Source organism: Streptomyces sp. NPDC030838 (assembly GCF_055572035.1).
The window spans coordinates 112,367-138,529 of record NZ_JBVIED010000004.1 but is presented as its reverse complement, the minus strand read 5'-3'; the positions used below and the strand labels follow the sequence as shown (position 1 = coordinate 138,529).

General features: G+C 72.0%; 23 protein-coding genes and 1 tRNA gene. 14 read left to right on the top strand and 10 right to left on the bottom strand.

What is annotated here, in order from left to right; all coding sequences use genetic code 11:
* Window positions 1–18: 18 nt before the first annotated feature.
* The 5 genes from ACZ42A_RS13860 to ACZ42A_RS13840 form a co-directional block, all read right to left on the bottom strand.
* Window positions 19–585 carry a SigE family RNA polymerase sigma factor gene (locus ACZ42A_RS13860; protein WP_468527400.1) on the bottom strand — a complete coding sequence of 189 codons (567 nt, stop codon included), beginning with the start codon at window positions 583–585 and terminating at the stop codon, window positions 19–21.
* 192 nt (window positions 586–777) lie between these two features.
* Window positions 778–1,923: a lipid-transfer protein gene (locus tag ACZ42A_RS13855; RefSeq protein WP_468527399.1), complete on the bottom strand. Its 1,146-nt coding sequence runs from the start codon at window positions 1,921–1,923 to the stop codon at window positions 778–780.
* Window positions 1,920–2,327, bottom strand: a complete 408-nt coding sequence (locus ACZ42A_RS13850; RefSeq protein WP_468527685.1) for a MaoC/PaaZ C-terminal domain-containing protein — start codon at window positions 2,325–2,327, stop codon at window positions 1,920–1,922. Before ACZ42A_RS13850 ends, ACZ42A_RS13855 begins: the two co-directional genes overlap by 4 nt.
* Window positions 2,328–2,329: 2 nt before the next feature.
* On the bottom strand, window positions 2,330–3,256 hold the full coding sequence (locus tag ACZ42A_RS13845) for a bifunctional MaoC family dehydratase N-terminal/OB-fold nucleic acid binding domain-containing protein (RefSeq protein WP_468527398.1): 927 nt from the start codon (window positions 3,254–3,256) through the stop codon (window positions 2,330–2,332).
* Window positions 3,257–3,448: 192 nt separating this feature from the next.
* The gene (locus tag ACZ42A_RS13840; protein ID WP_468527397.1) at window positions 3,449–3,775 is read right to left on the bottom strand and encodes a hypothetical protein; all 327 of its coding nucleotides are present in this window, start codon (window positions 3,773–3,775) and stop codon (window positions 3,449–3,451) included.
* A 372-nt stretch (window positions 3,776–4,147) separates the two neighbouring features.
* Here ACZ42A_RS13840 and ACZ42A_RS13835 point away from each other — a divergent pair, with 372 nt between their 5' ends.
* Both ACZ42A_RS13835 and fxsT read left to right on the top strand, forming a co-directional pair.
* Window positions 4,148–5,023, top strand: a complete 876-nt coding sequence (locus ACZ42A_RS13835) for a bifunctional DNA primase/polymerase (RefSeq protein WP_468527396.1) — start codon at window positions 4,148–4,150, stop codon at window positions 5,021–5,023.
* A 134-nt stretch (window positions 5,024–5,157) separates the two neighbouring features.
* Window positions 5,158–7,797 (top strand): FxSxx-COOH system tetratricopeptide repeat protein, encoded by a 2,640-nt coding sequence (fxsT, locus tag ACZ42A_RS13830; protein ID WP_468527395.1) that lies wholly within the window; start codon window positions 5,158–5,160, stop codon window positions 7,795–7,797.
* 58 nt (window positions 7,798–7,855) lie between these two features.
* On the opposite strand, the gene ACZ42A_RS13825 is transcribed toward fxsT, so the two are convergent.
* Window positions 7,856–7,940 (bottom strand) — tRNA-Ser (locus tag ACZ42A_RS13825).
* An 84-nt stretch (window positions 7,941–8,024) separates the two neighbouring features.
* A complete protein-coding gene (locus ACZ42A_RS13820) occupies window positions 8,025–9,521 on the bottom strand; it encodes a S1C family serine protease (RefSeq protein WP_468527394.1) in 1,497 nt (498 codons plus the stop codon).
* 212 nt (window positions 9,522–9,733) lie between these two features.
* Here ACZ42A_RS13820 and ACZ42A_RS13815 point away from each other — a divergent pair, with 212 nt between their 5' ends.
* The 3 genes from ACZ42A_RS13815 to ACZ42A_RS13805 all read left to right on the top strand — a co-directional run bounded on the left by ACZ42A_RS13815 (window position 9,734) and on the right by ACZ42A_RS13805 (window position 12,527).
* A complete protein-coding gene (locus ACZ42A_RS13815) occupies window positions 9,734–10,561 on the top strand; it encodes a glycerophosphodiester phosphodiesterase (protein WP_468527393.1) in 828 nt (275 codons plus the stop codon).
* A gap of 185 nt (window positions 10,562–10,746) precedes the next feature.
* The gene (locus tag ACZ42A_RS13810) at window positions 10,747–11,385 is read left to right on the top strand and encodes an ATP-binding protein (RefSeq protein ID WP_468527392.1); all 639 of its coding nucleotides are present in this window, start codon (window positions 10,747–10,749) and stop codon (window positions 11,383–11,385) included.
* Window positions 11,386–11,561: 176 nt separating this feature from the next.
* Window positions 11,562–12,527 carry a DUF5926 family protein gene (locus ACZ42A_RS13805; RefSeq protein WP_468527391.1) on the top strand — a complete coding sequence of 322 codons (966 nt, stop codon included), beginning with the start codon at window positions 11,562–11,564 and terminating at the stop codon, window positions 12,525–12,527.
* A gap of 247 nt (window positions 12,528–12,774) precedes the next feature.
* On the opposite strand, the gene ACZ42A_RS13800 is transcribed toward ACZ42A_RS13805, so the two are convergent.
* A complete protein-coding gene (locus ACZ42A_RS13800) occupies window positions 12,775–13,446 on the bottom strand; it encodes a hypothetical protein (protein WP_468527390.1) in 672 nt (223 codons plus the stop codon).
* Between the two features lie 88 nt (window positions 13,447–13,534).
* Window positions 13,535–14,200 carry a bifunctional DNA primase/polymerase gene (locus ACZ42A_RS13795; protein WP_468527389.1) on the bottom strand — a complete coding sequence of 222 codons (666 nt, stop codon included), beginning with the start codon at window positions 14,198–14,200 and terminating at the stop codon, window positions 13,535–13,537.
* 554 nt (window positions 14,201–14,754) lie between these two features.
* On the opposite strand from ACZ42A_RS13795, the gene ACZ42A_RS13790 reads away from it, so the two are divergent.
* Together ACZ42A_RS13790 and ACZ42A_RS13785 are read left to right on the top strand one after the other, a co-directional pair.
* Window positions 14,755–16,203: a PP2C family protein-serine/threonine phosphatase gene (locus tag ACZ42A_RS13790; RefSeq protein WP_468527388.1), complete on the top strand. Its 1,449-nt coding sequence runs from the start codon at window positions 14,755–14,757 to the stop codon at window positions 16,201–16,203.
* An 83-nt stretch (window positions 16,204–16,286) separates the two neighbouring features.
* Window positions 16,287–17,777 (top strand): aminopeptidase P family protein, encoded by a 1,491-nt coding sequence (locus ACZ42A_RS13785; protein ID WP_468527387.1) that lies wholly within the window; start codon window positions 16,287–16,289, stop codon window positions 17,775–17,777.
* A 147-nt stretch (window positions 17,778–17,924) separates the two neighbouring features.
* Here the strand turns inward: ACZ42A_RS13785 and ACZ42A_RS13780 are convergent, their stop codons facing one another.
* The gene (locus ACZ42A_RS13780) at window positions 17,925–18,368 is read right to left on the bottom strand and encodes an ATP-binding protein (protein ID WP_468527386.1); all 444 of its coding nucleotides are present in this window, start codon (window positions 18,366–18,368) and stop codon (window positions 17,925–17,927) included.
* 219 nt (window positions 18,369–18,587) lie between these two features.
* On the opposite strand from ACZ42A_RS13780, the gene ACZ42A_RS13775 reads away from it, so the two are divergent.
* The 7 genes from ACZ42A_RS13775 (at window position 18,588) to pheA (ending at window position 25,862) form a co-directional block, all read left to right on the top strand.
* Window positions 18,588–19,388 (top strand): hypothetical protein, encoded by an 801-nt coding sequence (locus ACZ42A_RS13775; RefSeq protein WP_468527385.1) that lies wholly within the window; start codon window positions 18,588–18,590, stop codon window positions 19,386–19,388.
* A gap of 151 nt (window positions 19,389–19,539) precedes the next feature.
* Window positions 19,540–20,283, top strand: a complete 744-nt coding sequence (locus ACZ42A_RS13770; protein WP_468527384.1) for a YcnI family copper-binding membrane protein — start codon at window positions 19,540–19,542, stop codon at window positions 20,281–20,283.
* Between the two features lie 74 nt (window positions 20,284–20,357).
* Window positions 20,358–21,008: an SCO family protein gene (locus ACZ42A_RS13765; protein WP_468527383.1), complete on the top strand. Its 651-nt coding sequence runs from the start codon at window positions 20,358–20,360 to the stop codon at window positions 21,006–21,008.
* The gene (locus tag ACZ42A_RS13760; protein ID WP_468527382.1) at window positions 21,005–21,487 is read left to right on the top strand and encodes a copper chaperone PCu(A)C; all 483 of its coding nucleotides are present in this window, start codon (window positions 21,005–21,007) and stop codon (window positions 21,485–21,487) included. The genes ACZ42A_RS13765 and ACZ42A_RS13760 overlap by 4 nt, the downstream gene beginning before the upstream one ends.
* 13 nt (window positions 21,488–21,500) lie before the next feature.
* Window positions 21,501–23,594 carry a copper resistance CopC/CopD family protein gene (locus ACZ42A_RS13755; protein WP_468527381.1) on the top strand — a complete coding sequence of 698 codons (2,094 nt, stop codon included), beginning with the start codon at window positions 21,501–21,503 and terminating at the stop codon, window positions 23,592–23,594.
* A gap of 10 nt (window positions 23,595–23,604) precedes the next feature.
* A complete protein-coding gene (efeB, locus tag ACZ42A_RS13750) occupies window positions 23,605–24,843 on the top strand; it encodes an iron uptake transporter deferrochelatase/peroxidase subunit (protein ID WP_468527380.1) in 1,239 nt (412 codons plus the stop codon).
* An 86-nt stretch (window positions 24,844–24,929) separates the two neighbouring features.
* A complete protein-coding gene (gene pheA, locus ACZ42A_RS13745) occupies window positions 24,930–25,862 on the top strand; it encodes a prephenate dehydratase (protein ID WP_468527379.1) in 933 nt (310 codons plus the stop codon).
* The last annotated feature ends 301 nt before the right edge of the window (window positions 25,863–26,163 follow it).

The window sequence follows — 26,163 nt, the reverse complement described above, 5'->3', positions numbered from 1 at the left end:
CTGGTACCGGAGGCAGCGCTAGCGGACCGGCTCCAGCTCGGGGTCCTCGCGCAGCTTCCCGAGGGCCCGGGAGACCGCCGACTTCACCGTGCCGACCGAGACGCCGAGCACCTCGGCGGTCTGCGCCTCGCTCAGATCCTCGTAGTAGCGCAGGACGACCATCGCCCGTTGCCGGGCGGGCAGGCGCATGATGGCCCGCCACATGGCGTCGTGCAGCGCCTGGCGCTCCGCCGGGTCGTTCCCGCCCGGTATGGGCTCCGGCTCGGGCAGCTCCTCGCAGCTGAACTCGTCGACCTTGCGCTTGCGCCACTGCGAGGTGCGGGTGTTCAGCAGGGCGCGGCGCACATAGCCGTCGAGCGCGCGATGGTCCTCGATGCGGTCCCAGGCGACATAGGTCTTGGTCAGCGCGGTCTGCAGCAGGTCCTCCGCGTCGCTCGGGTTCGCGGTCAGCGACCGGGCGGTGCGCAGCAGGATCGGCTGACGGGCCCGCACGTACGACGAGAACGACGGATACGTGGCATACGGCAGGGGCCGCGTTGCCAGCGTGGCGGCGTCCGAGGCGCTGGTGCAGACGGGTGTGGTCATGGCTCAACGCTAGGTTCGGGAGCCTGTGGTCCTCATCGCCCGCAGGTCCCGAAGACGCGTCCCCCTCAGGTTGTAGAGGCGGCGTCGGCTGCACCTCCTGGAGGCGGACGGGAGGGGGAGAACGCCTGCGGGTTTACCCCTGGGGGTCGTCTGCCGGGAGGACCTGCCGCCTGGCCCGGCGCTTTGGGAGCCTCATCGGTCGGCGGTCAGCACCAGCCCCGACGTCGGCACCCCCGTCCCCGCCGTGACCAGCACCTTCTCCGCGCCCGCCACCTGGTTCGGGGAGGTGCCCCGCAGCTGCCGTACGGCCTCCGCGATGCCGTTCATGCCGTGCAGATAGGCCTCGCCGAGCTGGCCGCCGTGGGTGTTGAGGGGCAGCCGCTCCTCGGCGACGAAGGCGGCCGCCTCGCCCGGGGGGCAGAACCCGTACTCCTCCAGTTGCATCAGGACGAACGGGGTGAAGTGGTCGTAGAGGATCCCCACGTCCATGTCGGCGGGCCCGAGGCCGGACCTCCGCCACAGCTGCCGTGCCACCACCCCCGCCTCCGGCAGGCCGGTCAGGTCCCCTTGGTAGAAGCCGGTCATCTGCTCCTGCGCCCGCCCCGCGCCCTGCGCCGCCGCCGCGATCACGGCCGGCGGGCGGCGGAGGTCGCGGGCGCGGTCGAGGGACGTGACGACGAGCGCCTGGCCGCCGTCGGTCTCCTGGCAGCAGTCCAGCAGCCGCAGGGGCTCGGCGATCCAGCGGGAGGCCGCGTGGTCGGCGAGCGTGATCGGGCGGCCGTGGAAGTACGCCGCCGGGTTGGCCGCCGCGTGGCGCCGCGCGGTGACGGCCACCGGCCCGAACGCGGCCTCGGGGGTGAGCCCGTACGTGTGCAGATACCGCTGGGCCGTCATCGCCACCCAGGAGGCCGGGGTGAGCAGCCCGAACGGCATGACCCAGCCGAGCGCGACGCCTTCCGCCGAGGGCTCGCGGTGCCGTACGCCGGAACCGAAGCGGCGGCCCGAGCGCTCGTTGAACGCGCGGTACGCCACCACGACCTCCGCCTCCCCGGAGGCCACCGCGAGCGCCGCCTGCCGCACGGTCGCGCAGGCCGCGCCGCCGCCGTAGTGGACGCGGGAGAAGAAGCTCAGCTCGCCGATGCCGCAGGCCTGGGCGAGGGTGATCTCCGGGCTCGTGTCCATCGAGAAGGTGACCATGCCGTCCACGTCGGCGGGCGTCAGGCCCGCGTCGTCCAGGGCGGCCCGCACGGCCTCGGCCGCGAGGCGCAGTTCGCTGCGGCCCGAGTCCTTGGAGAACTCGGTGGCCCCGATGCCGGCGATCGCGGTCCTGCGGCTCATGAGGGCTCCCGCGCGGGCGCGGTGTCCGGGACGGTGACGGTGACGGTTCCGGTGACGTGCCGGCCGACGCCGTTGTCGCCGGTCACCCGCACCACGGCGGTGCCACCGTCGACCTCCTCGACCGTGCCCCGCAACACCATGGTGTCGCCGGGGTGGTTGGGGGCGCCCAGCCGGATGGCCACCTTGCGCAGCACCGCCGTCGGGCCGAAGTGGTCGGTGATGTAGCGGCCGACCAGGCCGTTCGTGGTCAGGATGTTCATGAAGACATCGGGGGAGCCCCTGCGGCGGGCCAGCTCCGGGTCGTGGTGGACGTCCTGGTAGTCGCGGGAGGCGAGGGCGCCGGCGACGATCAGGGTGCGGGTGATCTCGATCTCCAGCGGCGGCAGTTCGTCGCCCACGCGCACGTTCACGCCGTCCCCCCTCGGAACACGGGCAGCACCAGCTCCTCGTCGTACCGCTGGAACTCCAGCCGCACCGGCATCCCGATCCGCACCTTGTCGTACGGCACCCCGATCACGTTGCTCACCATCCGCACGCCCTCCGCCAGCTCGATCAGCCCGACCGCGTAGGGCGGGTCGAAGGCCGGGAAGGGCGGGTGGTGCAGGACGACGTACGAGAACACGGTCCCGGCGCCGCTCGCCCGCACGGTGTCCCAGTCGGGGCAGCCGCAGGCGTTGCAGCCGGGCAGCCAGGGGAGGCGGAGGGCCCGGCAGCCGGTGCAGCGCTGGATGAGCAGCTCGTGCCGTCCGACGCCTTCCCAGAATCCGGCGTTGTCGCGGTTGACGACCGGGCGGGGGCGGCGTTCGGCTGGGCGCCGCCCCTGTGTGGAGGCGCGTTTGGCGGGGGCGTACTTGAGGATGCGGAAACGGTGGGTGCCCGCGAGTCGGCCGCCCGCGCGGATGTCGGTGCGGGTGGTCACGAAGTAGCCCGTGCCCAGCTTGGTGGTCTTCCGCGCGGAAACCGATTCGATCACCGTGTCGAAGCTGATCTCGTCGCCGGGGCGCAGCGGCCGCAGATACTCCTGCTCGCAGTCGGTGGCGACGACGGAGGTGCAGCCCGCCGCGTCGAGGAGGGCGAAGAGGTCGTCGTACGCGCGCGTGCGGGTCGTGTGGCCCGAGAGGCCGCCCATGGTCCATGCCTGGAGCATGGTGGGCGGGGCGATGGCGTCCGGGCCGGTGTACGCCGGGTTGGCGTCGCCCATCGCCTCGCACCAGTGCCGGATCATGGGCAGGTTGACGGGGTCCTTGCCCGTGCCGGCGACGGTGGCGGGCAGCCCCTCGAAGACCTTGAGCCGCGCGGCCAGGTCGTCGCCGTGGTCCTCACCGTCATCCACCGCAGTGCCCTTTCTCCGACCTCCCCGAGATTTCTGACTGTCCGTCAGATAGGAAGGGCTGTCAAGGTCGACGGACCCGGAAACGACTGCGCGGCGGTGCCGAAGCACCGCCGCGCAGACGGACCTTGCTCATCCCACAGAACACCCCACACGGAGCTTCACGGGCCGGTGCCGGAGCGCCGGCCCGTCAGTTCACCACCAGAGCGGGGTGAAGGCGACGGCGACGTTGTCGTTGCCCTGGTTGACGGCGGTGAAGGCGGAACCGTCCACCTGGGCGGTGTTGCTCTGGTTCGAGGCGCCCGAGCCGATCGCCTGCTGCTGCGTGGTCGCGGAGTTGCCGTTGTTGTCGCCGCCGACGCCGCTGCCGAGGCTGCCCTGAATGGCGTTGGTGACGGCCGCGCTCGATCCGTTGTCCGCGAACGCGCCGTTGTCGGCCGTCGCAACGCCGCTGAAGAGGGCGGCCGCGAGCGGGAGAGCGGAGACGGCGGCGATGACGCGGGCGGTACGGATGCTTGCCATGTTGGTTCCTCTCAGAAGCAAATGTCGCACCGGCCTGTAGGCCGTTGTGTGCGTAAGTACGGCTTCCACCAAGGCAGTTGGCCGACCGCCCCGGTGCCTGTGCACGACGTCGCGAGATCAGAGTTGCCCACCGAATCCCCGGCGAACCACCCCGGAAGCCGTGATTCGCCCTCAAGCGTGAGGACAAGTCGATAAACCCCTTTCGCCACCTTTCCCTGATCGAAGGTGTGGGCCGGGGCAGGGTGGGGCGGCTCGGGCCCAAGCGGCGCAAGGGGTGAAGCGTTCCGGCGTGTTTCCGGCCAATCCGTCCCCGTCGGCGCGTCGCGCCCGCCGCCCCTTCCCTTTTTCGAACGTACGTACGAACATAAAGGTATGGCCACCATCGACCGGCAGGCCACGACGCTGGCCCTCGCCCACGCCCTGTCCGCCGCCGAGCGCGGACTGGCCGTCATCCCCCTGTCCCGGACGAAGCTCCCGGCCCTGCGCTCCCCCCACCGCCTCGACCCCGTGCCCCTCCCCTGCCACGGCGAATGCGGCCGCTTCGGCCATGGCGTCTACGACGCGACGACCGACCCCGAACGCATCCGCGCGCTCTTCGCAGCCGCCCCCTGGGCCACCGGCTACGGCATCGCCTGCGGACTGCCCCCGCACCACCTGATCGGCATCGACCTGGACACCAAGTCGGGCACGGACTCCTCGGCGGCCCTGCGCGAACTCGCCCTGCGGCATCTGTTCACGATCCCGGCGACGGTCGTCGTCACGACCCCGAGCGGCGGCCGGCATCTCTGGCTGACCGGACCGCCGGACGTCGCCGTCCCCAACTCGGCCGGCCGCCTCGCCCCCGGCATCGACGTCCGCGGCGCCGGCGGCTACCTGGTCGGCCCCGGCTCACGCACCGAGCACGGCGTGTACGGCACGGCACCCGGCACCGCGCATCTCCCGCCGGCGCCGTGCCCGCCGGCCCTGCTGCGGCTGCTCCTGCCGCCGCCGCGGTCGTCCGCACCGTCCGGCGGGCACGGCCAGGGCGGCCATGGCCATGGCCTGATCCAGTTCGTCCTCGCCGCGCACGAGGGACAGCGCAACACCCGCCTGTTCTGGGCGGCCTGCCGCGCCTACGAGAACGGCATCGGCCCCGACCTGGTCGCCCCGCTGATCGACGCAGCCCGCAGCACCGGCCTCGACGAACGCGAGGCCCGCGCGACGATCGCGTCGGCGGCGCGGTTGACGGGGCGGCGGGGTGGGGGGTGACGCGGCGGGCCTTCGAGGGGGTGCCCTCGCCGAGTCTTGACGATTCGGGCTCGGCGGCCACCGTATCCGCAGCATCATGAGTGTCACGTCCGTCAAGGGCGCGATCGGGAGCGGACCGGGGGGAGACCAGGGGCATGGCCGAGTCAGTCTTTGTCAGTTACGCCGGCCCGGACCGAGCGTGGGCGGAGTGGGCGGCATGGCACCTCCGGGAAGCCGGCCACCGGGTGGAGCTGGACGTATGGGACTGGCGCACCGGTGACAACTTCGTCGAGCGAATGGACCAGGCCCTGCAGCGGGCCAGCGCTGTGGTGGCTCTGTTCTCCACCAGCTACTTCCACCCCGACCGCTGGACCCGTAACGAATGGACCTCCGTGGTCGGCAGACGTGGCCGGCTCATCCCGGTCATGATCGAGCCTCTCACCGGAGAGGACATTCCCGACATCCTGGCCGACGTGATCCGGAAGGACCTGCATGATCTGGACGAGCAGGCCGCCGCAGCCGCACTGCTGGACGCGGTCAACGGTCCCGCCGGCCCGCTCGCGGCTCCGCGCTATCCCGGCAGATCCGCCACCGCGCCGACGGATCCCTCTGCCGCCGACTCACCCAGTCGGCGACCTCGGCTGCCCAGCGGTACCGGCCTGCCCCAGGTGTGGAGCGCGCCGAGCCGCAATCCGCATTTCACCGGCCGCGAGGATCTGCTCACCCGGGTACGGGAAGAGTTGCTGGGAGGCCGACGTGCGGGCGTGCAGGCCCTGCACGGTCTGGGCGGTACCGGAAAGACGCAGGTCGCACTGGAGTACGCGCATCGTTTCGCCAGCCAGTACGACGTCGTGTGGTGGATCGACGCGGAACAGCCCGACCGGATCCCCATCCACTACACGGAACTGGCCACCCGGCTGGGCATCGCCCAGCCCGAGGCAGGCGCCGGACACAACACCCGCGCCCTGCTGGAGCACCTGCGCGCCACGGACCGCTGGCTGATCATCCTGGACAACGCGGACAACCCCGGCGCCTTTCAGGGCGTACTCCCGGCCGGCCCCGGACATCTCCTGATCACCTCCCGCAACCCCGACTGGAGCGACACCGTTCCCAGCCACAGCGTGGGCGTCTTCAGCCGCCGTGACTCCCTTGCCTACGTCACCGCCCGCATCCCCGGCATGGGTCCGGATCAGGCCGACGCCCTCGCAGCCGACCTCGGCGACCTTCCCCTCGCCCTCGCCCAGGCGGCCGGTGTCGTCGCCAGCGGGATGCCGGCGGTCCGCTATCGAAACCTGCTCGCCGAACGGACCGCCGAGCTGATGGCCAAGGGCAGCGCGCCCGGCTATCCCACCCCGTTGGCGGCCGCGGTGGGCATCGCCACCGCCCGCCTGGCCGCCGGCCATCCGGACTCCGCCGCTCTGCTGCGGCTCGCCGCGTTCCTCGGCCCCGACCCGGTCCCCACCATCTGGCTGGAAGCCGTACGCGACCGCCTCACCGCGCATGCCGCCGACCCCGACGACATCCTGTGGCCCCAGTCCGCCCTGCAGCCACTGAACCGCTATGGCCTGGCCCGTGTCGACCACGAGAGCTTCCAGGTCCACCGACTCACCCAGGCCATCGTCCGCGACAACACCGCCGCGGCCGAGGCCACCGCGACCGAGAACGACGTCACCGCCCTCCTGGCAGCCGTCGACCCCGGCGACCCCGGCTCCCCGTCCACCTGGCCCCAATGGGCCGCGCTCACCTCCCATCTCACCGCCCGTCGGCACACCGCCGCCCAGCAGCCTCCGCTGCGCCAGGCCCTTCTCCGCGCGACCCGCTACCTCCTCAACTGCGGTCAGGCGCGCGCAGCCCGCGAGATGAGCGACACCCTCCACTCGACCTGGGCCGCCACCCTTGGCGAGGACCACCCCGACACTCTCGCCATCGCGCAGTACCTGGGCCACGCCACATCCGACCTCGGCGATCACCTGAAGGCGCGTGCGTTACAAGCGGACACCCTCGAACGCCGCCGTCGCGTCCTGGGCGAGGACCACCCCGACACCCTGCACTCCGCCAACGACTTCGCCGTCACGCTGCACGACCTCGGACAGTACGACGAGGCTCGCCGCATCCATGAGGACACCCTCGAACGCCGTCGTCGTGTCCTGGGCGAGGACCATCCCGACACCCTCACCTCGGCCGGCAACGTCTCCGCCATCGTGGACGCCTTCGGGGAGTACGCCGCGGCCCGCGCCATGGACGAGGACACCCTCGAACGCCGCCGTCGTGTCCTGGGCGAGGACCATCCCGACACCCTCACCTCGGCCACCAACCTGGCCTCCGCGCTGAGCCGCCTGAAGAAGCACGCCGAGGCCCGCCGCATGCTCGAGGACACCGTCGAGCGGCTCCGTCGTGTCCTGGGCGAGGATCACCCCTTCACCCTCGCGTCGGCGAGCAATCTGGCCTCCGCCCTGAGCTGCCTCAAGAAGTTCGCCGAGGCCCGCCGCATGCACGAGGACGTCTTCGAACGCCGCCGTCGCGTCCTGGGCGAGGACCATCCCGACACCCTGCACTCCGCCAGGAACCTCGCCATCGCCCTGACCAACCTCCTGCAGCTCCCCGCGGCCGAGCGGCTCCTCAAGGACACCCTCGACCGAAGCCACCGCACCCTGGGTGGCGATCACCCCCTCACCCAGGAGATCACCGACACCCTGGTGCAGACCCTCACGGCCGCGGGAAAGCCCTTCGAGGCCTACAGACTCCGCGGACCTCGCAAAACAGGGCAGCGCCGATCCCGGAAGAAGCGCCGCTGAGGGAAGCGGGGGAACGCCGAAGGGGCGCCCCGAAACGGAGCGCCCCTTCGGACACCTGCGGTGGGTGTGGGATTTGAACCCACGGTGGCTTGCGCCACGACGGTTTTCAAGACCGTTCCCTTAGGCCGCTCGGGCAACCCACCCCGCGCCGCGGGGTGACCGGCGGCGCGGGACAAGAGTAACGGGTTGGCACGCGCGCGCGTGGGAGAGATTCGCCGTGGGGGAGGTCAGCTGTCGCCCACGCGGGAGCCCAGGGTCAGTTCGACCGTGCGGGTCTTGCCGTCGCGTTCGTAGGTGACCGTGACCCTGTCGCCGGGCTTGTGGGTCCAGATCTCGCCGATCAGGGTGGGGCCGCTGTCGATCACCGTGTCGTCGAGCTTGGTGATGACGTCGCCGGGCTTGAGGCCGGCCTTGTCGGCGGGGCCGCCCGGCTCGACCGGCTCGGAGCCGCCGGCGCCGGTGTCGGTGATCTTGGCGCCGTCGGTGGTGTCCTCCAGGGAGACGGAGGCGCCGATCTTGGCGTACACCGGCTTGCCGTTCTCGATCAGTTCCTGGGCGACGTACTTGGCCTGGTTGATCGGGATGGCGAAGCCGAGGCCGATCGAGCCGGACTGGCTGGTGCCGCCCAGGCCGTTGCCGGCGGACTGGATCGCGGAGTTGATGCCGATGACGTTGCCCTTGGCGTCCAGCAGCGGGCCGCCGGAGTTGCCGGGGTTGATCGAGGCGTCGGTCTGGAGGGCGCTCATGTAGGAGGCCTGGCTGCCGGTGCCGTCGCTGGAGGCCACCGGGCGGTTCTTGGCGCTGATGATGCCCGTGGTCACCGTGTTGGACAGGCCGAAGGGGGCGCCGATGGCGATCGTGGAGTCGCCGACGGCGACCTTGTCGGAGTTGCCCAGGGTGAGCGGCTTGAGGCCCGAGGGGGCGTTCTTGAGCTTGATGACCGCCACGTCGTAGCCCTGCGCGTTGCCGACGACCTCGGCGTCGTACTTCTTGCCGCTCGGGAACGTCGCCGTGAGCCTGCCGCCGTCGACCGCGTCCGCGACGACGTGGTTGTTGGTGACGATGTGACCCTCGGTGTCGAAGACGAACCCGGTGCCGGTGCCGCCCTCGCCGCTGCTGGACTCCGCCTCGATGGTGACCGTGCTGGGCAGTGCCTTGGCGGCCACGGCCGCGATCGTGCCCGGGTCGCGCTTGAAGTCGCCGCCGCCGTCGGAGGCGGAGACGGTGGTGGAGCTGGAGCTGTCCTCGTTCTTGGCCAGCGTGTAGCCGAGGCCGCCGCCCAGACCGCCCGCGACCAGGGCGGCCACCAGGATCCCGGCGAGCAGGCCGCCGCGCCCGCGCTTCGGCTTGGGCTCCTGGGGCTGCTGGTACGCCGCTCCCCAGGGGGCGGCCGGCCCGGCGCCACCGGGGCCGTCGGCGCCGTACACCGGGGCGGCGGGGCTGTGCACCGGGCCGCCGGGCGGCGGCGGGGGCGGCCAGCTGCTGTCGGGAGCCGATCCGGAGCCACCGGTGGTCGGGCCGTACGGGGAGCCGCTCGGCTGCGATGCGCTGCCCTGGGGGGCGGCGGCCGCGGCGGGGGTGTGCGCCGGGGGCTGTTCGGGTGACGTGGGCGGGTTCGGGGGCGTGGGCGTGTCCGCCTGCGGGGAGGCTGCGGGGGTGTCCACCGGCGCCGGAGGCGCGGACGGGGCCGGGGGGACCGCAGTGCCCTCGTTCTCGGTGCTCACAGCTCTTCTCCTCGATCCTCGGTCACGCAGCTGTGCCGGTGTTTTTGTATGCCGTCAGCTTTTCCCACGGGCCGTCAGGGCACCATAAGCCGTGCCTGTGGGTCCGCGGTCACTCTTTATATAGGATCTATCAGCCTTAAGTGCCGCATCTCGGGCGCCCCTGCAGGCTCCGTCGATCCACGGTTACCCCGTCCCGGTGGCACGATGGCGCGGTGACCCCCGCACGGCAGCACCGGATCCAAGTCGTCGCCCACCGCGGAGCCTCCGAAGAGGCCCCGGAGCACACCCTGGCCGCGTACCGGAAGGCGATCGAGGACGGCGCCGACGCCCTCGAATGCGATGTCCGGCTGACCGCGGACGGCCACCTGGTCTGTGTGCACGACCGCAGGGTCAACCGTACGTCGAACGGGCGCGGAGCGGTCTCCGCCCTGGAGCTCGCCGACCTCGCCGCGCTGGACTTCGGCTCCTGGAAGAAGACCGCGGCCGGCCGCGCGCGCACCGAGGATCCGGACTGGGAGCACCGCCCCGAGGACCCCGCGGACACCTCGGTGCTCACCCTGGAGCGGCTGCTGGAGCTGGTCGCCGACGCCGGGCGCCGGGTGGAGCTGGCCATCGAGACCAAGCACCCCACGCGGTGGGCGGGGCAGGTCGAGGAGCGGCTGCTGATGCTGCTGAAGCGGTTCGGTCTGGACTCCCCGGCCACCTCGGAGGAGTCCCCGGTGCGGATCATGAGCTTCTCGGCGCGTTCGCTGCACCGCGTGCGAGCCGCCTCTCCGGCGCTTCCCACGGTCTATCTGATGCAGTTCGTCTCGCCCCGGCTGCGCGACGGGCGGCTGCCCGCGGGGGTGGGCATCGCCGGCCCGTCGATCCGTATCGTGCGCAACCACCCGGTCTACGTCGAGCGGCTGCGGCGGGCCGGGCACCAGGTGCACGTCTGGACCGTGGACGAGCCGGAGGACATCGACCTCTGTGTCGGTCTGGGCGTGGACGCCATCATCACCAACCGTCCCCGCGCGGTGCTGCGCCGGCTCGGCCGCTGACCGGACGGGCCGGAGTGGCAGGACTGACTGACTGGCCGGACTGACCCACTGGCCGGAACGACCAGACTGACCGGACTGACCGAAATGGCCCGGAATACGCCACTCGTCGATCTTGTGAGGGATCTCCCACCAGGGCTGTCACAGGGAGTGCTCCGGCGCGTTCGATCCGTATTCGATCGTTGCGAATGCGTCACCGGACAGGGATCGGCCGGTTTCCGGTACAGGCCAAAGGGGCATCCACACCGTGGCGTGGGGCGAAGGAGGTCTCGGGGGTGGCGTTGGTGGTGGCACAGGAGGTGCCCACGTCGTCGAGCATGGCCGTACCCCATGGCCCTGCGGGCGTGGGGGCAGCAAGACACCGGATGCGTGAGCAGTTGCGCAGAGGTGGCGTGGCGGAATCGGTCATCGACGACGCCGTACTGATCCTGTCCGAACTACTGAGCAACGCGTGCAAACACGGCCGGCCCCTGGGCGACGCGCTCGCCGGGGACGGCGACGTACGGGCCGCCTGGCGCGTGGACCCGAGCGGCCGGCTGGTCGTCGAGGTGACGGACGGCGGCGGCCCGACCCGCCCGGCCCCGGCCACCCCGTCGGTCACCGCGCACGGGGGCCGCGGGCTCAACATCATCACAGCCCTGGCCGACGACTGGGGGGTCCGCGACGACGTCCGCGGCGAGGTCACCGTATGGGTCGTGGTCCACGAGGACGTCCATGATCCGGATGCCGGGCGGCGCCGCGACGATTTCGCTACGCGCGTCGCAGCCCCCTCGGTGGCCGCCATGCCGGAACTGGACTTCGCGGACGCTTTCGACGACCTGGACTGACGGAGCGTGGTGGCTCCGCCGAGGGCGGACCTCCCTGCTCCGCTGCTCGGGGGTCCGCTCACCGCCGCCCGGGTCGCCGCAACACGGGCGTTGTCCACAGGGTCCCGTCGGCCATGGCGCAAACGGCTAGGCTCCCGCCGTACGACGAGACGAGCCGTCACCGGGAGACACTCACCATGGCCAAGAAGCGACCCCAGACGAAGGCCAAGCGGCCGCAGATCACCGACGGTGAGATCCCGGTCGTCGGAGCCCGCGAGCCCTGCCCCTGTGGCAGCGGCCGCCGTTACAAGGCGTGCCACGGCCGGGCCGCCGCCCAGGCCGTGACCGAGCTGGTGCAGCGCCCGTTCGAGGGCCTGCCGGGCGAGTGCGACTGGGTGGCCCTGCGCGAGCTGGTGCCGGCCGCCACCGCCGAGCTGACGCTGAAGGGCGGCCTGCCCGAGGGCGTCCCGTCGGTCACCCTGGCCACGGTCCTGCCGATGGCCTGGCCCGCCCTGCGCCGGGAGGACGGCTCGGTTCTGCTGGGCCTGCAGAACGACACGGCGTCCGGCGACATCAGCCGCGACCTCGCCGACACCCTCCAGCGCGCTCTTCAGGCCAAGCCCGGCACCCCCGTCCAGGGCCGCCGCGCGCCGGCCGACGGACCGCGGCTCCAGGACCTGCTCGACCCCGAGGGCACGTTCGAGCCGGTGGTGCACAGCGGCTTCGAGTTCTGGGTCCCGGACGCGCAGAACGCCACCCCGGAGGTGACCGCTTCCCTGGAGCGGGCGAACGCCGCCGCCATCCCGACCGTCAAGCTGACCGGCGTCGACGCCGCCTACTGGTGCGAGACCCCGGAGAAGAACCACCTGCGCTGGGTCATGCCGCACCCCGAGGAGCAGCTTCTGGACGCCCTCGCGCGGCTGCACGCCGCGGGCCGCTCCGGCCTCGGCGAGGGCACCCGCCTGGTGGGCTCCTTCCGCGCTCACGGGCTCACGGTCCCGGTCTGGGACCTGCCGAGCGGGGTCTCCGCCGAGGACATCGAGAAGCCCGCGGCCGAGTTCGCCGAGCGTCTGGCCGCCGCCCTCGCCACCGACGCACCGCTCACCCCCGACGAGCGCCGCGCGCGCGGCGGCCTGACCAACCGCCAGGTCACGCTCAGCTGACGCACCCCGTGGGCACGGGTCCGGTTGACCGACCGGTCAGTCGAACCGGCCCCCGTGCCCACGGGTGACTCGGGTCACAACTCCCGCCGGAGCAAGGCGAGTCGGTGTCCGAATAGCCGACGGAAACCTGAGATCGAATTTGCGAACAGCCGATCTCTTGTTACCGTTCCAGTAGCCCGGTTGCTGGTGCATCCCCCGTCGCCAGCAACCGGGTCTTTTCTGCCCCGCGTGCGGATGCCGCCGCGCCTCAACTGTCCGTGACGGTCCCCGAGTTGCTGCCGACCCGCAGCAGCAGCGGTCCCCGGCCGCCCCGCTCCGCGAACTCCGCGACCGCCGTGTACTCCGCCGCCTGGCCCCGCCCGGCCTCCCGCGGCGTCTCACAGCTCGCCGGCTCGTCCCCGGCGCCCACCGCACAGCGGATCTGCACCGTACGGTCACCGGGTCCCATCAGGGTCAGCATGGCGTCGAGGGCGCGGCCGGTGGCGTTGCGGTAGTAGGTGCGCGCCCAGGTCGCCTCGCCCTGTGTCAGTACGCAGGTCTGCGCCTCGATGCCGTCGGGCGCGGTGAGTTCGGGGCCGCAGCGGGCGGCGGTGGACAGTCCGAGATCGAGCAGGAAGGGGGAGCGCCGGGCACCGGGCTCGGCGGCGTCCTCGGCGCCCTCCGCGACGGAGCCGACCGAACCGGACCCTTCGGTATCCCGGCCGGCGGGGCCCCGTACGTCGACAAGCTCCCGATCGCCGACGGAACTCACGGAGTCCGCCAAGCGCACGGAATCCCGCGAACCCACCGACCCCGCCGAGGCGACGGCCAGCGGCAGCGCCACCGCGCACACCACCGCGCCCGCCAGCGCGAGCAGACGGATCCTTCGGACGCCGGGCCCGCCGCAGCGCGGCGTTCGGAATGCGTGGCGCCCGGGCATGCCGGATCCGTGGCCCCCAGAGTGACGCAGCATGGACGGGACGATAACGACCCCGGCCGGTCGACCGGTCCGCGCGCGCCCGACACCCCTAGAACTCGGGCGCGCTCACACCCGTACGAGTGAGGGCGTCGACCACGGCGTCCACCACGGCCTCCACGTCCGGCACCCAGGGGGCGGCCGAGCCGGGCAGCGGGGCGCGCTCCCAGCGGATCTGCCCCTGGCCGGTCTCGGAGGGGGGAAGTGCGAGATAGCCGCCCTCGCTGTGGAAGCGGAGCGAGCCGGGGACGAAGTCCTTGGCGTACAGCAGTTCGCCCAGCTGTTCCATGGAGTACGGCCGGACGAGCACGGCCCAGCGGGTCGGTGAGGCGATGACCGGGCCGAGGCGCATGCCCTGGCGGTCCAGGGCGGCCAGGGCGCGGGCGGCGGCGGGGGCCGGCAGGCTGACCGCGCACGGGGCCTTGCCTCCGGTGGCCAGGATGATCGGTGCAGCCGGGCGGTTGGTCCACCACCAGCGCACCATGCGCGCGTCGGTGGTGGCCGCGAGCAGGCCGGGGTCGAAGGGGTGGGCGCCGGGCACCGGGCACTCCGGGTCCGGGCAGTCGCAGCGGGCGTGCCCCTGCGTGGTGGCCGCCACGCCCGGGAGTACGGGCCACTGCCATTCCGTCGCGAAGGTCAGGGCCGCGTCGATCACCTCACGCCTCCCGCCGTTCCGCCTGGACAGGAGCCTGCGTCGCCTTCCGAGGATCTCGCGCATGAGCGCTCGTTCCTTTCCGTTGCACGCCTGGCAACACCGTGGTCCACATCACATCATGTGTCGATCACTTCACTGTGCGTACCTGCTGGCGCATCACACCCCTGTGTCGAAGCACGGGGAACCCCTCTGGGCCGAGCGTTGGCTGCCTCCGCCCGGTGCGTCTTTCACAAGCATGGGCGTGGCGTGGGGTGGCGAAGTGTGGCGTTTCGCCGTCTCGCGTATTTCTCTCCGCCGCCGCCACGGGAGGATGGGGCACGGTCGTCGGTGGATAGGACGCCCGGGTCCGTCGCCAGGTTCCGGGCGGCTCCCAACCACCCCTGGCCTTCACCGAGTACGTACCCATCACGACCGCTGTGACGCTCCGTCGAGCAAGCCCAGTCGACCGCAATATGCGGTTACACGGGGCAGTTTTAAGCCAACTTTGCCTTTCCGTAAGAGAACCGTCTCCCGATCCCAGAAGTCCCACGGACACCAGTAATCCCACCAGGACAATGCTGGACATCTCCTCATGACTGCGTGTACATGTGGAGACATTGCCAGCGGCGCAGATTGACATGGGGGTTTGCGATGCTTTGGAGCAATCCGCACCGGTCGGAAAGCCGGACGCCATGAACGCCCCGCACCCTCCGAAAGTGGCCGGAATCGATCCAACGGTTCCAGCCCCCGCACACACTGTCGCGTCCGCGTCCCTGGCCTCGGGCGTCCCCGCTGCCGGGGCTCTTCTCCAGGACCGGCTCGCCGGCTGGGTCTCGGATCTCACGACCCTCCACGAACTCACCGAACGCCTGGCCCGCACCGACTCCCTCCACGACGCGCTCCACGAACTGCTGCGCGCCGGGGCCGCCCTGGTGGGCGCCCGGCGCGGACTCGTCGTCCTGGAACCCGCCGACGGCCTGGACCCCCGCAGCACCGTCGGCCTGGGCCTCGGCCCGTCGGATCTCGGTCATCTCGAGACCGTCCCGCGCGCCGCGCTGCCGTACGGCGATCTCCTCGACGGGCCCGCCGCCCCCGCCGGACGGCCCGGCGGCGTCACCGAGAGCGTCCACCCCGATCTGTTCGCCGAGGACGGGCTCGACCCCCGCCACCGCGAGGTGGCGCGCCGCCTCGGCTACGCCGCCAGCTACGCCGTCCCCCTGTCCACCGAGACCGCCGGCCGGCTCGGCGCCGTCGTATGGCTGTACGACGAGCCCGCCGAGCCCGTCGAACGGCAGCGTCACCTCGTCGGTCTGTACGCCCGCTACGCCACCGAACACCTCGCCCGGCTGCTCGAAGTCGAGCGCACGCGCGCGTGCATGACGACGATCGCCGAGGAACTGCTCCCCTCCCGGCTGCCCCGGGTCGCCGGTGTGCAGCTCGCCGTGCGGCACCGCAGCGGCCCGCGCGGGGGCGGCGACTGGTACGACGCGCTGCCGCTGCCGGACGCGGCCCTCGGGCTCGCCGTCGGCTCGGTGACCGGGTCGGGTCCCAGCGCGATCGCCGCGATGGGCCGGCTGCGGGCTTCCCTGCGGGCGTACGCCGTGATGGAGGGCGAGGACCCGGTCGCCGTCCTGTCCGACCTGGAGCTGCTGCTCCGGCTGACCGAACCGGCCCGCTCCGCCACCGCGCTGTTCGCCTTCTGCGAGCCCGCGCTGCGGAAGATCACCCTGGCCGGGGCGGGGCACACCCCGCCGCTGCTGATCGGCGCGCGGCGCACCGAGTTCGTGGAGACCTCCGTCTCCGCCCCGCTCGGCATGCTCGCCTGCTGGGAGGCGCCCAGCGTGGAGCTGCACGCCGAACCCGGAGAGACGGTTCTGCTGTACACCGACGGCCTGCTGCACCGCACCGGCGACCCCGTGGACCGCGCCTTCGCCCGCCTGCACGCGGCCGCCGCCGGCCTGTCCCGCAGCAAGCGGCGCGACCCCGAGGCGGTCGTCGACCACGTGCTGCGCGCGGTCCTGCCCGACGGGCTGGACGAGGCGGACAGTGAAGAGGACGTGGTGCTGCTCGCCGCCCGGTTCGAGTGAGCGATCGGTAACAGGTCCTTCGGCCCTGGGCCCCTTCCCGTGCGACCGTACGATGGTGGGGGTCCAGTGCCGTACCTAGGAGGATGACCGTGGCCGAGGAGCTCCCGGACGCCAACGAAGATGCTGCTACCGCAGCGGGGCCGGAGAACGCCGAGGAAGAGCCGATCAAGCAGCGGAAGAACGGACTGTACCCGGGCGTGTCCGACGAGCTTGCCGAGAACATGCGGTCCGGCTGGGCCGACACCGAGCTGCACGACCTGCGGCCCATCGCCCAGGCCGCCGAGACCGCCGCACGCCGCGCCGCGCTGTCCGCCCGCTTCCCGGGTGAGCGCCTGGTGATCCCCGCCGGCAACCTGAAGACCCGCTCGAACGACACGGACTACGCCTTCCGCGCGTCGGTCGAGTACGCGTACCTCACCGGCAACCAGACCGAGGACGGCGTCCTGGTGCTGGAGCCGGTCGAGAACGGCCACAAGGCGACCATCTATCTCCTGCCCCGCTCCAACCGCGAGAACGGCGAGTTCTGGCTGGACGGCCAGGGTGAGCTGTGGGTCGGCCGCCGGCACTCCCTGACCGAGGCGGAGCAGCTGTACGGCATCCCCGCCTCCGATGTGCGCGAGCTCAACGACAAGCTGCGTGAGGCCACCGGCCCGGTGCGTGTCGTGCGCGGCTACGACGCCGGCGTCGAGGCGGCCCTGACCGACAAGGTCACCGCCGAGCGCGACGAGGAGCTGCGGGTCTTCCTCTCCGAGATGCGACTGGTCAAGGACGACTTCGAGGTCGGCGAGCTGCAGAAGGCCGTCGACTCGACCGTGCGCGGCTTCGAGGACGTGGTGAAGGTCCTCGACAAGGCCCAGGCGACCAGCGAGCGGTACATCGAGGGCACGTTCTTCCTCCGCGCGCGCGTGGAGGGCAACGACGTCGGCTACGGCACCATCGCCGCCGCCGGCCCGCACGCCTGCACGCTGCACTGGGTGCGCAACGACGGGCCCGTGCGCTCCGGCGACCTGCTGCTGCTCGACGCCGGTGTGGAGACCCACACGTACTACACCGCCGACGTCACGCGGACGCTGCCCGTCAACGGCCGGTTCACCGAGATCCAGAAGAAGATCTACGACGCCGTGTACGAGGCGCAGGAGGCCGGGATCGCGGCCGTGAAGCCGGGGGCGAAGTACCGCGACTTCCACGACGCCGCGCAGCGGGTGCTGGCCGAGAAGCTGGTCGAGTGGGGGCTCGTCGAGGGGCCGGTCGAGCGGGTGCTGGAGCTGGGGCTGCAGCGGCGCTGGACGCTGCACGGCACGGGGCACATGCTCGGCATGGACGTCCACGACTGCGCCGCCGCGCGGACCGAGACGTATGTCGAGGGTGTCCTGGAGCCGGGGATGTGCCTGACGGTGGAGCCGGGGCTGTACTTCCAGGCCGACGATCTGACCGTGCCGGAGGAGTACCGGGGGATCGGTGTGCGGATCGAGGACGACATCCTCGTGACGGAGGACGGGAACCGGAATCTGAGCGAGGCTCTTCCTCGGCGGTCGGATGAGGTCGAGTCGTGGATGGCCTCGCTGAAGGGATGAGGCCGGTTTGAGGGCCGGGTGCCGAGGGGGTGCCCGGCCTTCGTTGCGGGGTGCGGGTGCGTTGTGGCTGGTCGCGCCCACGCGGCGGAGCCGCACATCGGCACAGCCCCGCGCCCCTGGGGTGGGTCCACGCCCCGGCGTTCGGAGCTAGGACGCTGTCATGAGCGGGGCGTTGTCGCGCCACTTGAGGATCTTGTCGAAGCTCACCACCGCGCCGCCCCGGCCCGGCCTGTTGGTGAAGTGGACGTGGTCGGCCAGTTCCTGGATGAGGCACAGGCCGCGGCCGTGTTCCGCCTCGTCGGCGGGGACGCGGGCCGCGCGGGCGGGTGAGCGGGCGAAGCCCGGACCCGAGTCGGTGACCTCGATGCGGCATTTCTCGCCGTCGAGGTAGGCGGTGACCCGGTACGCCCCTGAGGAGCGGCCGCCGCCGTGTTCGACGGCGTTGGCGCACGCTTCGGTGAGGGCGACCGAGAGGTCGTAGGAGACCTCGGGATCGACGCCCGCCGTCTCCATCGTGCCGAGCAGCAGACGCCGGGCGAGCGGCACGCTCGCGGCGTCGCGCCGCAAATGGAGTGACCACCAGATGCTCATGCTGCAGCCTCCTGGGCGCCGGCCTGCCGGCCGCGGCTCGACATACCGTTACGTATTACCGCGCGCGCCCGCGTGTAAGCCCTCCGTCAGCGTGACGCCGCCCATATGGGGGATGTGCTGACGACGCCAATCGGTGTATGTGGGGCCGAATGCGTCAGTCGGCGATTTTGCGGACCTGCCGTATGGCGGCCGTAAGGCCAGTGGGATGATGAGCCCGCCATGTCTGCCCCCCACCAGCGCTCGGCGCGCTCCGGAGGAGATCTCCGGATTCTGCGGGCCGCGGTCTTCGCCGCGGTCTGCGTCGTGCTGGCCGCGGCCGGTCACGCGATCGCGTCCTGTGCCGCGGTGCCGCTGTGGACGCTGGGCGCGGGTTTCCTCGGGGCGGTGCTCCTCGCGGCGCCGCTCGCCGGGCGTGAGCGCTCGCTGCCGGGGATCGCGGCACTGCTCACGGGCGGACAAACGGTCCTGCACATGCTGTTCGGGCTGGGGCAGCACACCACGGCGAACACTGTCTCCGCGGCCGCCGACGCCTCGCTGGTCCAGCAGGCCGCGCGGCTGGTGTGCGGCACCACCGCCGCGGCCCTCAGCCCCGCCCAGGCGCGGCGCATCCTCGCGGACGCCCGGATCGACCCGGGCACCCACCTGGCGCACCAGCCGGCGGACGCCCTGTCCACCGTCGCCGGGTCGCCGGCCTCGCTGCTGCCCTCCCTGCCGATGCTGCTCGGCCATCTGCTGGCGGGCCTCGCCGCCGGGTGGCTGCTGCGGCGCGGGGACCTGGCGCTGCTGCGGATCCTCGGACTGTCGGCGGAGGTCGTCGCCGAGGGGGCGCTCGTACGTTCTCTGCGCGGGGCGCTCGCGCTGGTGCGCGCCCTGTGTGCCGGGCTCCCGGCCGCACCGCACGCGGGTCCGCGCGTTCCGTGCGCCGCGCCGCCCGCCTGCGCCGGGCCCCGCACTCTCGCACTCCTGCACTCGGTGATCCGGCGGGGACCGCCGGCCGACGGGTTCGTTCTCGCCGCCTGACGCGACGCGACCCTCACTCCACGCAAGGTGCGGAGAGAGGCCGCCGTCGCGCGGCACGCGCGCGCGTGCGCAGCCGTCTTCGACGGTGCGCCGCCCTGCGCGCGTACTTCTCCTCACCAGGTCTTTCACTCGAAGTGGAGTGCTCATCACCATGAAGGCTTCCCGTATCGCCGCCGCCGGCGCCCTCGCCGCCTCGGCCGTCCTCGCCCTGTCCGTGCCCGCCTTCGCGCACGTCACCGTGCAGCCGGAGGGGACGGCCGCCAAGGGCGGCTACGCGATCGTGGACTTCCGGGTTCCGAACGAGCGGGACAACGCCTCGACCACCAAGCTCGAGGTCAGCTTCCCGGCCGACCACCCGCTGACCTCGGCGCTGCCGGTGCCGGTCGACGGCTGGGACGTCAAGGTGACCAAGGCCAAGCTGGACAAGCCGATCGAGTCGCACGGCGAGAAGATCACCGAGGCCGTCTCCAAGATCACCTGGACGGCCGAGGGCGACGGCATCGAGCCCGGCTTCCTCCAGAAGTTCCCGGTCTCCATCGGCCAGCTGCCCGAGGACGCCGACGAGCTGGTCTTCAAGGCGATCCAGACGTACTCCAACAAGGAGGTCGTCCGCTGGATCGAGGTGCCGCAGGAGGGCCAGGAGGAGCCGGAGAGCCCGGCGCCCGTGCTGACCCTGTCCGACGCCGAGGACGGCCACCACGGCGCCTCCGCCGCGAAGGACGAGTCCGAGGAGGCTTCCGAGGACGCCGAGGCGGCCGCGCAGACCACCGCCTCCGAGGAGTCCGGCGACGGCACCGACACCACCGCCCGGGTCCTCGGCATCGTCGGCATCGTCGTGGGCGCCGCCGGGGTGGCGTACGGCGTTCTGGCCGGCCGTCGGCGCACCGGCGCCTGAGGCTCTCCCTTCCGACGGTGGGTGCCGGGACGCCCCGGCACCCACCGGATCACTCACCTCTGGGACATCTCTCCATGCGTAAGAAGACCCTCGCGGCGGCCGCGCTGCTCGCCGCCGCCACCCTGACCCTCTCCGCCTGCGGCAGCGAGGACGGCTCCGGCTCGCCGGTCTCCGTGGTCTCCGAGGAGGCCGGTTCCGACAAGGCCGCCACCGTCCTCGACCAGCCGTTCGAGAAGCCGGATCTGGTGCTGACGGACACCCACGGCAAGAGCTACGACCTCCGCAAGGAGACCGCGGGCAAGCCCACGCTGATCTACTTCGGCTACACCAACTGCCCCGACGTGTGCCCGCTGACAATGAGCAACATCGCCGTCGCCAAGAAGCAGCTGCCCAAGGCGGAGCAGGACGAGCTGCGCGTCGTGTTCGTCACCACCGACCCCGAGCGGGACACCCCGGAAGCGCTCGGCACATGGCTGAAGGGCATCGACCCGCAGGTCGTCGGGCTGACCGGCGACTTCGACACGATCCAGGCGGGTGCCCGCACCCTCGGCATCTCCATCGAGCCGCCGGTGAAGGAGAAGGGCAAGATCGTCTCCACGCACGGCACCCAGGTCATCGCCTTCTCGCCGAAGACCGACGGGGGCTATGTCCTCTACGGCGAGGACGCCGACGTGGACGACTACACCAAGGACCTGCCCAAGCTGGTCAAGGGGGAGACCCCGTGAGGCGGCCCGCGCACCCCGTGAGGCGCCGCGCGACGGCCGCCGCCCTGCTCACCGCCGGGGCGCTCGTCCTCGCGGGCTGCGGCTCCGGCTCGGACTCCGGCGACTCCGGCGCGGACCTCTCCGTCAGCGGCGCCTACATGCCGCAGCCCGTCTCCGACTCCATGGCGGCCGGTTTCCTGACCATCACCAACGACGGCGGTACGGCGGCCGAGCTGACCTCGGTCACCAGCGACCTCGGCGAGGTCACCGTGCACGAGACCGTCGGCTCGTCGATGCGGGAGATGACGGACGTCAAGGTGCCCGCACACGGCGAACTCGTGCTGGAGAGCGGGGGAAACCACCTGATGTTCGAGAAGCTGAAGCGCAAGCCGAAGCAGGGTGAGACGGTCGAGGTCGAACTGCACTTCGCCGGAGGCGACCCGGTCACGGTCGAGATGCCCGTGAAGCCGGCGACGTACCGTCCCACGTCCGGACACTGAGGGAGGGAACACCGTGACGCAGACCATCGCCCCGCGCGTCCGGAGCCTGGTGCTGCTGCTTCTGGCCGTCGCAGGCGCGCTGCTCGCCGGTGCCGCGCCGGCCTCCGCGCACGCCGCGCTCACCGGCAGCGACCCCCGGCAGGGTGCGGTGGTCGACAAGGCGCCCGAGCAGGTCTCGCTCACCTTCTCCGAGGCGGTCTCGCTCTCCGACGACGCGGTGCGGGTGCTCGACCCCAAGGGCGGGCGCGCGGACACCGGCGAGGCAGGCAACACCAGCGGCACGACCTACGCCGTGAAGCTGCGGCCGGGGCTGCCCGACGGCACCTACACGGTGTCCTACCAGGTGGTCTCGGCGGACAGCCATCCCGTCGCCGGGGCGTTCACCTTCTCCATCGGCGCGCCCTCCGCGACCACCGTCACGGTGTCCGAGCAGACCGCGGGCGGCGGAGTCGTCGGCCTCCTGTACGGCGTGGGGCGCTACGCGTCGTACGCCGGGTTCATCGTGCTCGTCGGCGGTGCCGCGTTCGTACTCGCCTGCTGGCCGCGCGGCACCGGCGTACGGGCCGTGCAGCGGCTGGTCGTCTCCGGCTGGGTGACGCTGACCGCGGCGACGCTCGGTCTGCTGCTCCTGCGGGGCTCCTACACGACGTCCGGGAAGGTCGGGGACGTCTTCGACCTGGATCTGCTCGGGCAGGTCCTGCAGACCAAGACCGGGGCGGCCCTGGTCTCGCGGCTGCTGCTGCTCGCCGCGGCGGCGCTGTTCATCGCGGTGCTCTTCGGGGCGTACGCCAAGCGGGTCGAGGGCGCGGGCGGCGACGGCGGTGACGAAGGCGAGGACGGTGCCGAAGCCGAGCACGGTGCCGAGGCCGAGCACGGTGCCGAAGCCGAGCACGGTGCCGAGGCCGAGAAGGAGAGCCGGGACCTGGCCTTCGGGCTCGCCGTCGGCGGAGTCGTCGTGGCCGCCGGGCTCGCCGCGAGCTGGGCCATGGCCGAGCACGCGTCCACCGGGCTGCAGCCCGGGATCGCCATGCCCGTCGACGTCGTCCATCTGCTGGCGGTCGCGGCCTGGCTCGGCGGACTGGCGACGCTGCTCGTCGCGCTGTACCGGGCACCCGTCGAGACACCGCTGGAGGCCACGGCCGTACGGCGGTTCTCCCAGGTCGCCTTCGGCAGTGTGCTCGCCCTGGTCGCGACCGGGCTCTACCAGTCCTGGCGGCAGGTCGGCTCCTGGTCGGCGCTCACCGGGACCCGGTACGGGCAGCTGCTGTGCGTGAAGGCCGGGCTCGTGGTGCTGCTCGTCGGGGTCGCGTGGATCTCACGGCGGTGGACCGGGCGGCTGGCCGACACGGTGACGGCGGGGGTGGCACAGCGCAAGGAGCGGGTCGCGGCGCGGACCGGGGGCGCCGGGACGGAGGCTTCCCAGGCGTCCGAGGCTTCCTCCGGTGCGGATTCCTCCGAGGCTTCCTCCGGTGCGGCTTCCTACGAGGCTTCCTCCGATGCCGATTCTTCCGAGGCCTCCTCCGAGGCCGACCCGCAGCGTGCCGCCCAGCTCGCGCGGCAGCGCGCCGCCGTCGACGCCGCACGGCGGAAGCGGCTGCGGGACGCCGACCCGAACCGGTTCGGTCTGCGCCGCTCGGTGCTCGCCGAGGCGGGTGTCGCGGTCGTCCTGCTGGCCGTCACCACCGCGCTGACGTCCACCGAGCCGGGCCGTACCGAGGAGGAGGCCAAGGCGGCCACGGCGGCCTCGTCGTCGGCCACGGCGAGCGGGACCGTCACCCTGGACATGCCGTTCGACACCGGAGGCGAGGACGGCAAGGGCGTCGTCCGCATCGACCTCGACCCCGCGCGGGTCGGTGCCAACGACATGCACGTCTATGTGACGCGGCCCAACGGCCGGGCCTTCGACATCCCCGAGGTGAAGGTCGCCTTCACCCTGGAGTCCCAGGACATCGGGCCGCTGCCCGTCGTCCCGGACCACATCACCACCGGACACTGGTCGGCGAGCGGAGTGCAGATCCCCATGGCGGGCGAATGGAAGATCGCTGTGACCGTGCGGACCTCCGACATCGACCAGGTGACCGTCGACAAGAACACGCAGATCGGCTGAACCGCACACCATGGCTGACCAGACCGTTGACCAGTCCGCTCCGCTGTCCCGCCGCCGGCTGCTCGGCACCGCCGGCGCCACCGGGCTGGCGCTCGGCGCGGCGGGCGGCGCCGTGGGCTATGCCGCGGCGCCCTCCGAGGCGACCCCGCTGACCTCGCTCGGCGCCGGGGAGGTGATGTTTCACGGGAAACATCAGCCCGGCATCACCACCCCCATGCAGTCCCGGGGCCATCTCGTCGCCTTCGACCTCGCCCCGGGGGCGGGCCGCAAGGAGGCCGCCGCGCTGCTGCGCCGCTGGTCGGAGACGGCCCGGCGGCTGATGGCCGGCGAACCGGCCCGGCAGGACGACACGGACATCGCCCGTGACGCAGGGCCCTCCTCCCTCACGGTCACCTTCGGGTTCGGGCACAGCTTCTTCGGCCGTACGGGCCTGGAGAAGCAACGTCCCGTCGCCCTCGACCCGCTGCCCGACTTCTCCTCCGACCGGCTGGACAAGGCGCGCAGCAACGGCGACCTGTGGGTGCAGATCGGCGCCGACGACGCGCTGGTCGCCTTCCACGCGCTGCGTGCGATCCAGAAGGACGCGGGCTCCGCCGCCCGGGTGCGCTGGCAGATGAACGGCTTCAACCGCTCGCCGGGCGCCACCGCGCAGCCGATGACGGCCCGCAATCTGATGGGCCAGATCGACGGCACCCGCAATCCGAAGCCGAGCGAGCCCGACTTCGAGAAGCGGATCTTCGTGCCGGAGAGCGGGGAGCCCGCGTGGATGGCGAACGGCTCCTACGCCGTCGTACGCCGGATCCGCATGCTGCTCGACGACTGGGAGAAGCTGTCGGTCACGGCGCAGGAGGACGTCATCGGGCGCCGCAAGTCCGACGGGGCGCCGCTGTCCGGGGGTGGCGAGACCACCGAGATGGACCTGGAGAAGACGGACGCCGAGGGCAATCTCGTCGTGCCGATCAACGCGCACGCCCGGATCACCCGGCCGGACCAGAACGGCGGCGCGGCGATGCTCCGGCGCCCCTTCTCCTTCCACGACGGCATCGACGGCGACGGGGTGCCCGACGCGGGGCTGCTGTTCATTTGCTGGCAGGCGGATCCGCTGCGCGGCTTCGTGCCGGTGCAGCGCAAGCTCGACCGCGGTGACGCCCTGTCCCGGTTCATCCGGCACGAGGCGAGCGGGCTGTTCGCGGCGCCGGGCGGGGCGGCGGAGGGCGAGTACGTGGGACAGCGGCTGCTGGAGGGATGATCCGGAGACCAGGTCGGGATCACCCCCGCGTGGGGCTTTGGTGAGACGTCCGAGCCGCCGTTCGACGGGCCCATTAGGGTGAGGTCATGCCAGCCAGCTATGCGTATCTCGGCCCTGAAGGCACCTTCACCGAAGTCGCCCTGCGCACGCTTCCGGAGGCGGCGACCCGGGAGCTGATCCCGTACGTGTCCGTGCAGTCCGCGCTCGACGCGGTGCGCAACGGCGAGGCCGAGGCGGCGTTCGTGCCGATCGAGAACTCCGTCGAGGGTGGCATCACCGCCACGCTCGACGAGCTGGTCGCGGGCCGCCCGCTGATGATCTACCGCGAGGTGCTGCTGTCGATCACCTTCGCGCTGCTGGTCCGCCCGGGCACGAAGCTGTCGGACATCAAGACGGTCTCCGCCCACCCGGCCGCTCAGCCGCAGGTGCGCAACTGGCTGAAGGCGAATCTGCCGGACGCCACCTGGGAGTCGGCCGCCTCGAACGCGGACGCCGCCCGGCTGGTGCAGGAGGGCCGCTACGACGCCGCCTTCGCCGGTGAGTTCGCGGCGGCCCGGTACGGGCTGGAGGCCCTGGAGACCGAGATCCACGACGCGGAGAACGCCCAGACCCGCTTCGTGCTGGTGGGCCGTCCGGCCCGGCCCGCGGCGCCGACCGGTGCCGACAAGACGACGGTGGTGCTGTGGCAGCGCGACGACCACCCCGGTGCCCTGCGCGATCTGCTGGGCGAGTTCGCCTCGCGTGGCATCAACCTGATGCTGCTGCAGTCCCGTCCCACCGGCGCCGGCATCGGCAACTACTGCTTCTGCATCGACGCCGAGGGCCATATCTCGGACCGCCGGGTGGCCGAGGCGCTGATGGGGCTGAAGCGGATCTGCCTCCAGGTGCGCTTCCTCGGGTCGTACCCGCGTGCGGATGTGCAGCCGGGGGACGTGCTGCCGCCGCGGCAGGGCACCTCGGACGACGCGTTCACGGAGGCGGCGGACTGGGTGGCGCGCTGCCAGGACGGCCGTTTCTAGCCAGTCCTACCTGCTGATTTTCGTTATCCACAGAAGTTATCCACAGGTCCGCTTCTCGACCTGGGGACAAGTCGACAGCGAAGCGCTACCTAGTCGACAAATCGCCCTACAGGCGGCAAGGGCGTCCACAGGCGCACAGGTCACCCTTCGTCCACCTGTTTCCTTCGATCAATCCTTTGGGGCGACCCATTTCCACTCGAAAGTGGGGCGGGAGTCGGTTTGGATCAGGAATTCATCGTCCCGATCGCCCGATTCGGAATGATCAATTCCGGCATCCACAGATCTTTCGCACAGCCTGTGG

What these genes read in the sequence shown, in the direction of transcription:
- ACZ42A_RS13775 (WP_468527385.1), top strand. Translation starts at nt 18,588, where the DNA reads ATGTCTGCCCCCCACCAGCGCTCGGCGCGCTCCGGAGGAGATCTCCGG.
- ACZ42A_RS13765 (WP_468527383.1), top strand. Translation starts at nt 20,358, where the DNA reads ATGCGTAAGAAGACCCTCGCGGCGGCCGCGCTGCTCGCCGCCGCCACC.
- ACZ42A_RS13795 (WP_468527389.1), bottom strand. Translation starts at nt 14,200, where the DNA reads ATGCGCGAGATCCTCGGAAGGCGACGCAGGCTCCTGTCCAGGCGGAAC.
- ACZ42A_RS13835 (WP_468527396.1), top strand. Translation starts at nt 4,148, where the DNA reads ATGGCCACCATCGACCGGCAGGCCACGACGCTGGCCCTCGCCCACGCC.
- fxsT (WP_468527395.1), top strand. Translation starts at nt 5,158, where the DNA reads ATGGCCGAGTCAGTCTTTGTCAGTTACGCCGGCCCGGACCGAGCGTGG.
- ACZ42A_RS13855 (WP_468527399.1), bottom strand. Translation starts at nt 1,923, where the DNA reads ATGAGCCGCAGGACCGCGATCGCCGGCATCGGGGCCACCGAGTTCTCC.
- ACZ42A_RS13770 (WP_468527384.1), top strand. Translation starts at nt 19,540, where the DNA reads ATGAAGGCTTCCCGTATCGCCGCCGCCGGCGCCCTCGCCGCCTCGGCC.
- pheA (WP_468527379.1), top strand. Translation starts at nt 24,930, where the DNA reads ATGCCAGCCAGCTATGCGTATCTCGGCCCTGAAGGCACCTTCACCGAA.
- efeB (WP_468527380.1), top strand. Translation starts at nt 23,605, where the DNA reads ATGGCTGACCAGACCGTTGACCAGTCCGCTCCGCTGTCCCGCCGCCGG.
- ACZ42A_RS13780 (WP_468527386.1), bottom strand. Translation starts at nt 18,368, where the DNA reads ATGAGCATCTGGTGGTCACTCCATTTGCGGCGCGACGCCGCGAGCGTG.
- ACZ42A_RS13860 (WP_468527400.1), bottom strand. Translation starts at nt 585, where the DNA reads ATGACCACACCCGTCTGCACCAGCGCCTCGGACGCCGCCACGCTGGCA.
- ACZ42A_RS13810 (WP_468527392.1), top strand. Translation starts at nt 10,747, where the DNA reads ATGCGTCACCGGACAGGGATCGGCCGGTTTCCGGTACAGGCCAAAGGG.
- ACZ42A_RS13840 (WP_468527397.1), bottom strand. Translation starts at nt 3,775, where the DNA reads ATGGCAAGCATCCGTACCGCCCGCGTCATCGCCGCCGTCTCCGCTCTC.
- ACZ42A_RS13790 (WP_468527388.1), top strand. Translation starts at nt 14,755, where the DNA reads ATGGGGGTTTGCGATGCTTTGGAGCAATCCGCACCGGTCGGAAAGCCG.
- ACZ42A_RS13785 (WP_468527387.1), top strand. Translation starts at nt 16,287, where the DNA reads ATGACCGTGGCCGAGGAGCTCCCGGACGCCAACGAAGATGCTGCTACC.
- ACZ42A_RS13800 (WP_468527390.1), bottom strand. Translation starts at nt 13,446, where the DNA reads ATGCCCGGGCGCCACGCATTCCGAACGCCGCGCTGCGGCGGGCCCGGC.
- ACZ42A_RS13805 (WP_468527391.1), top strand. Translation starts at nt 11,562, where the DNA reads ATGGCCAAGAAGCGACCCCAGACGAAGGCCAAGCGGCCGCAGATCACC.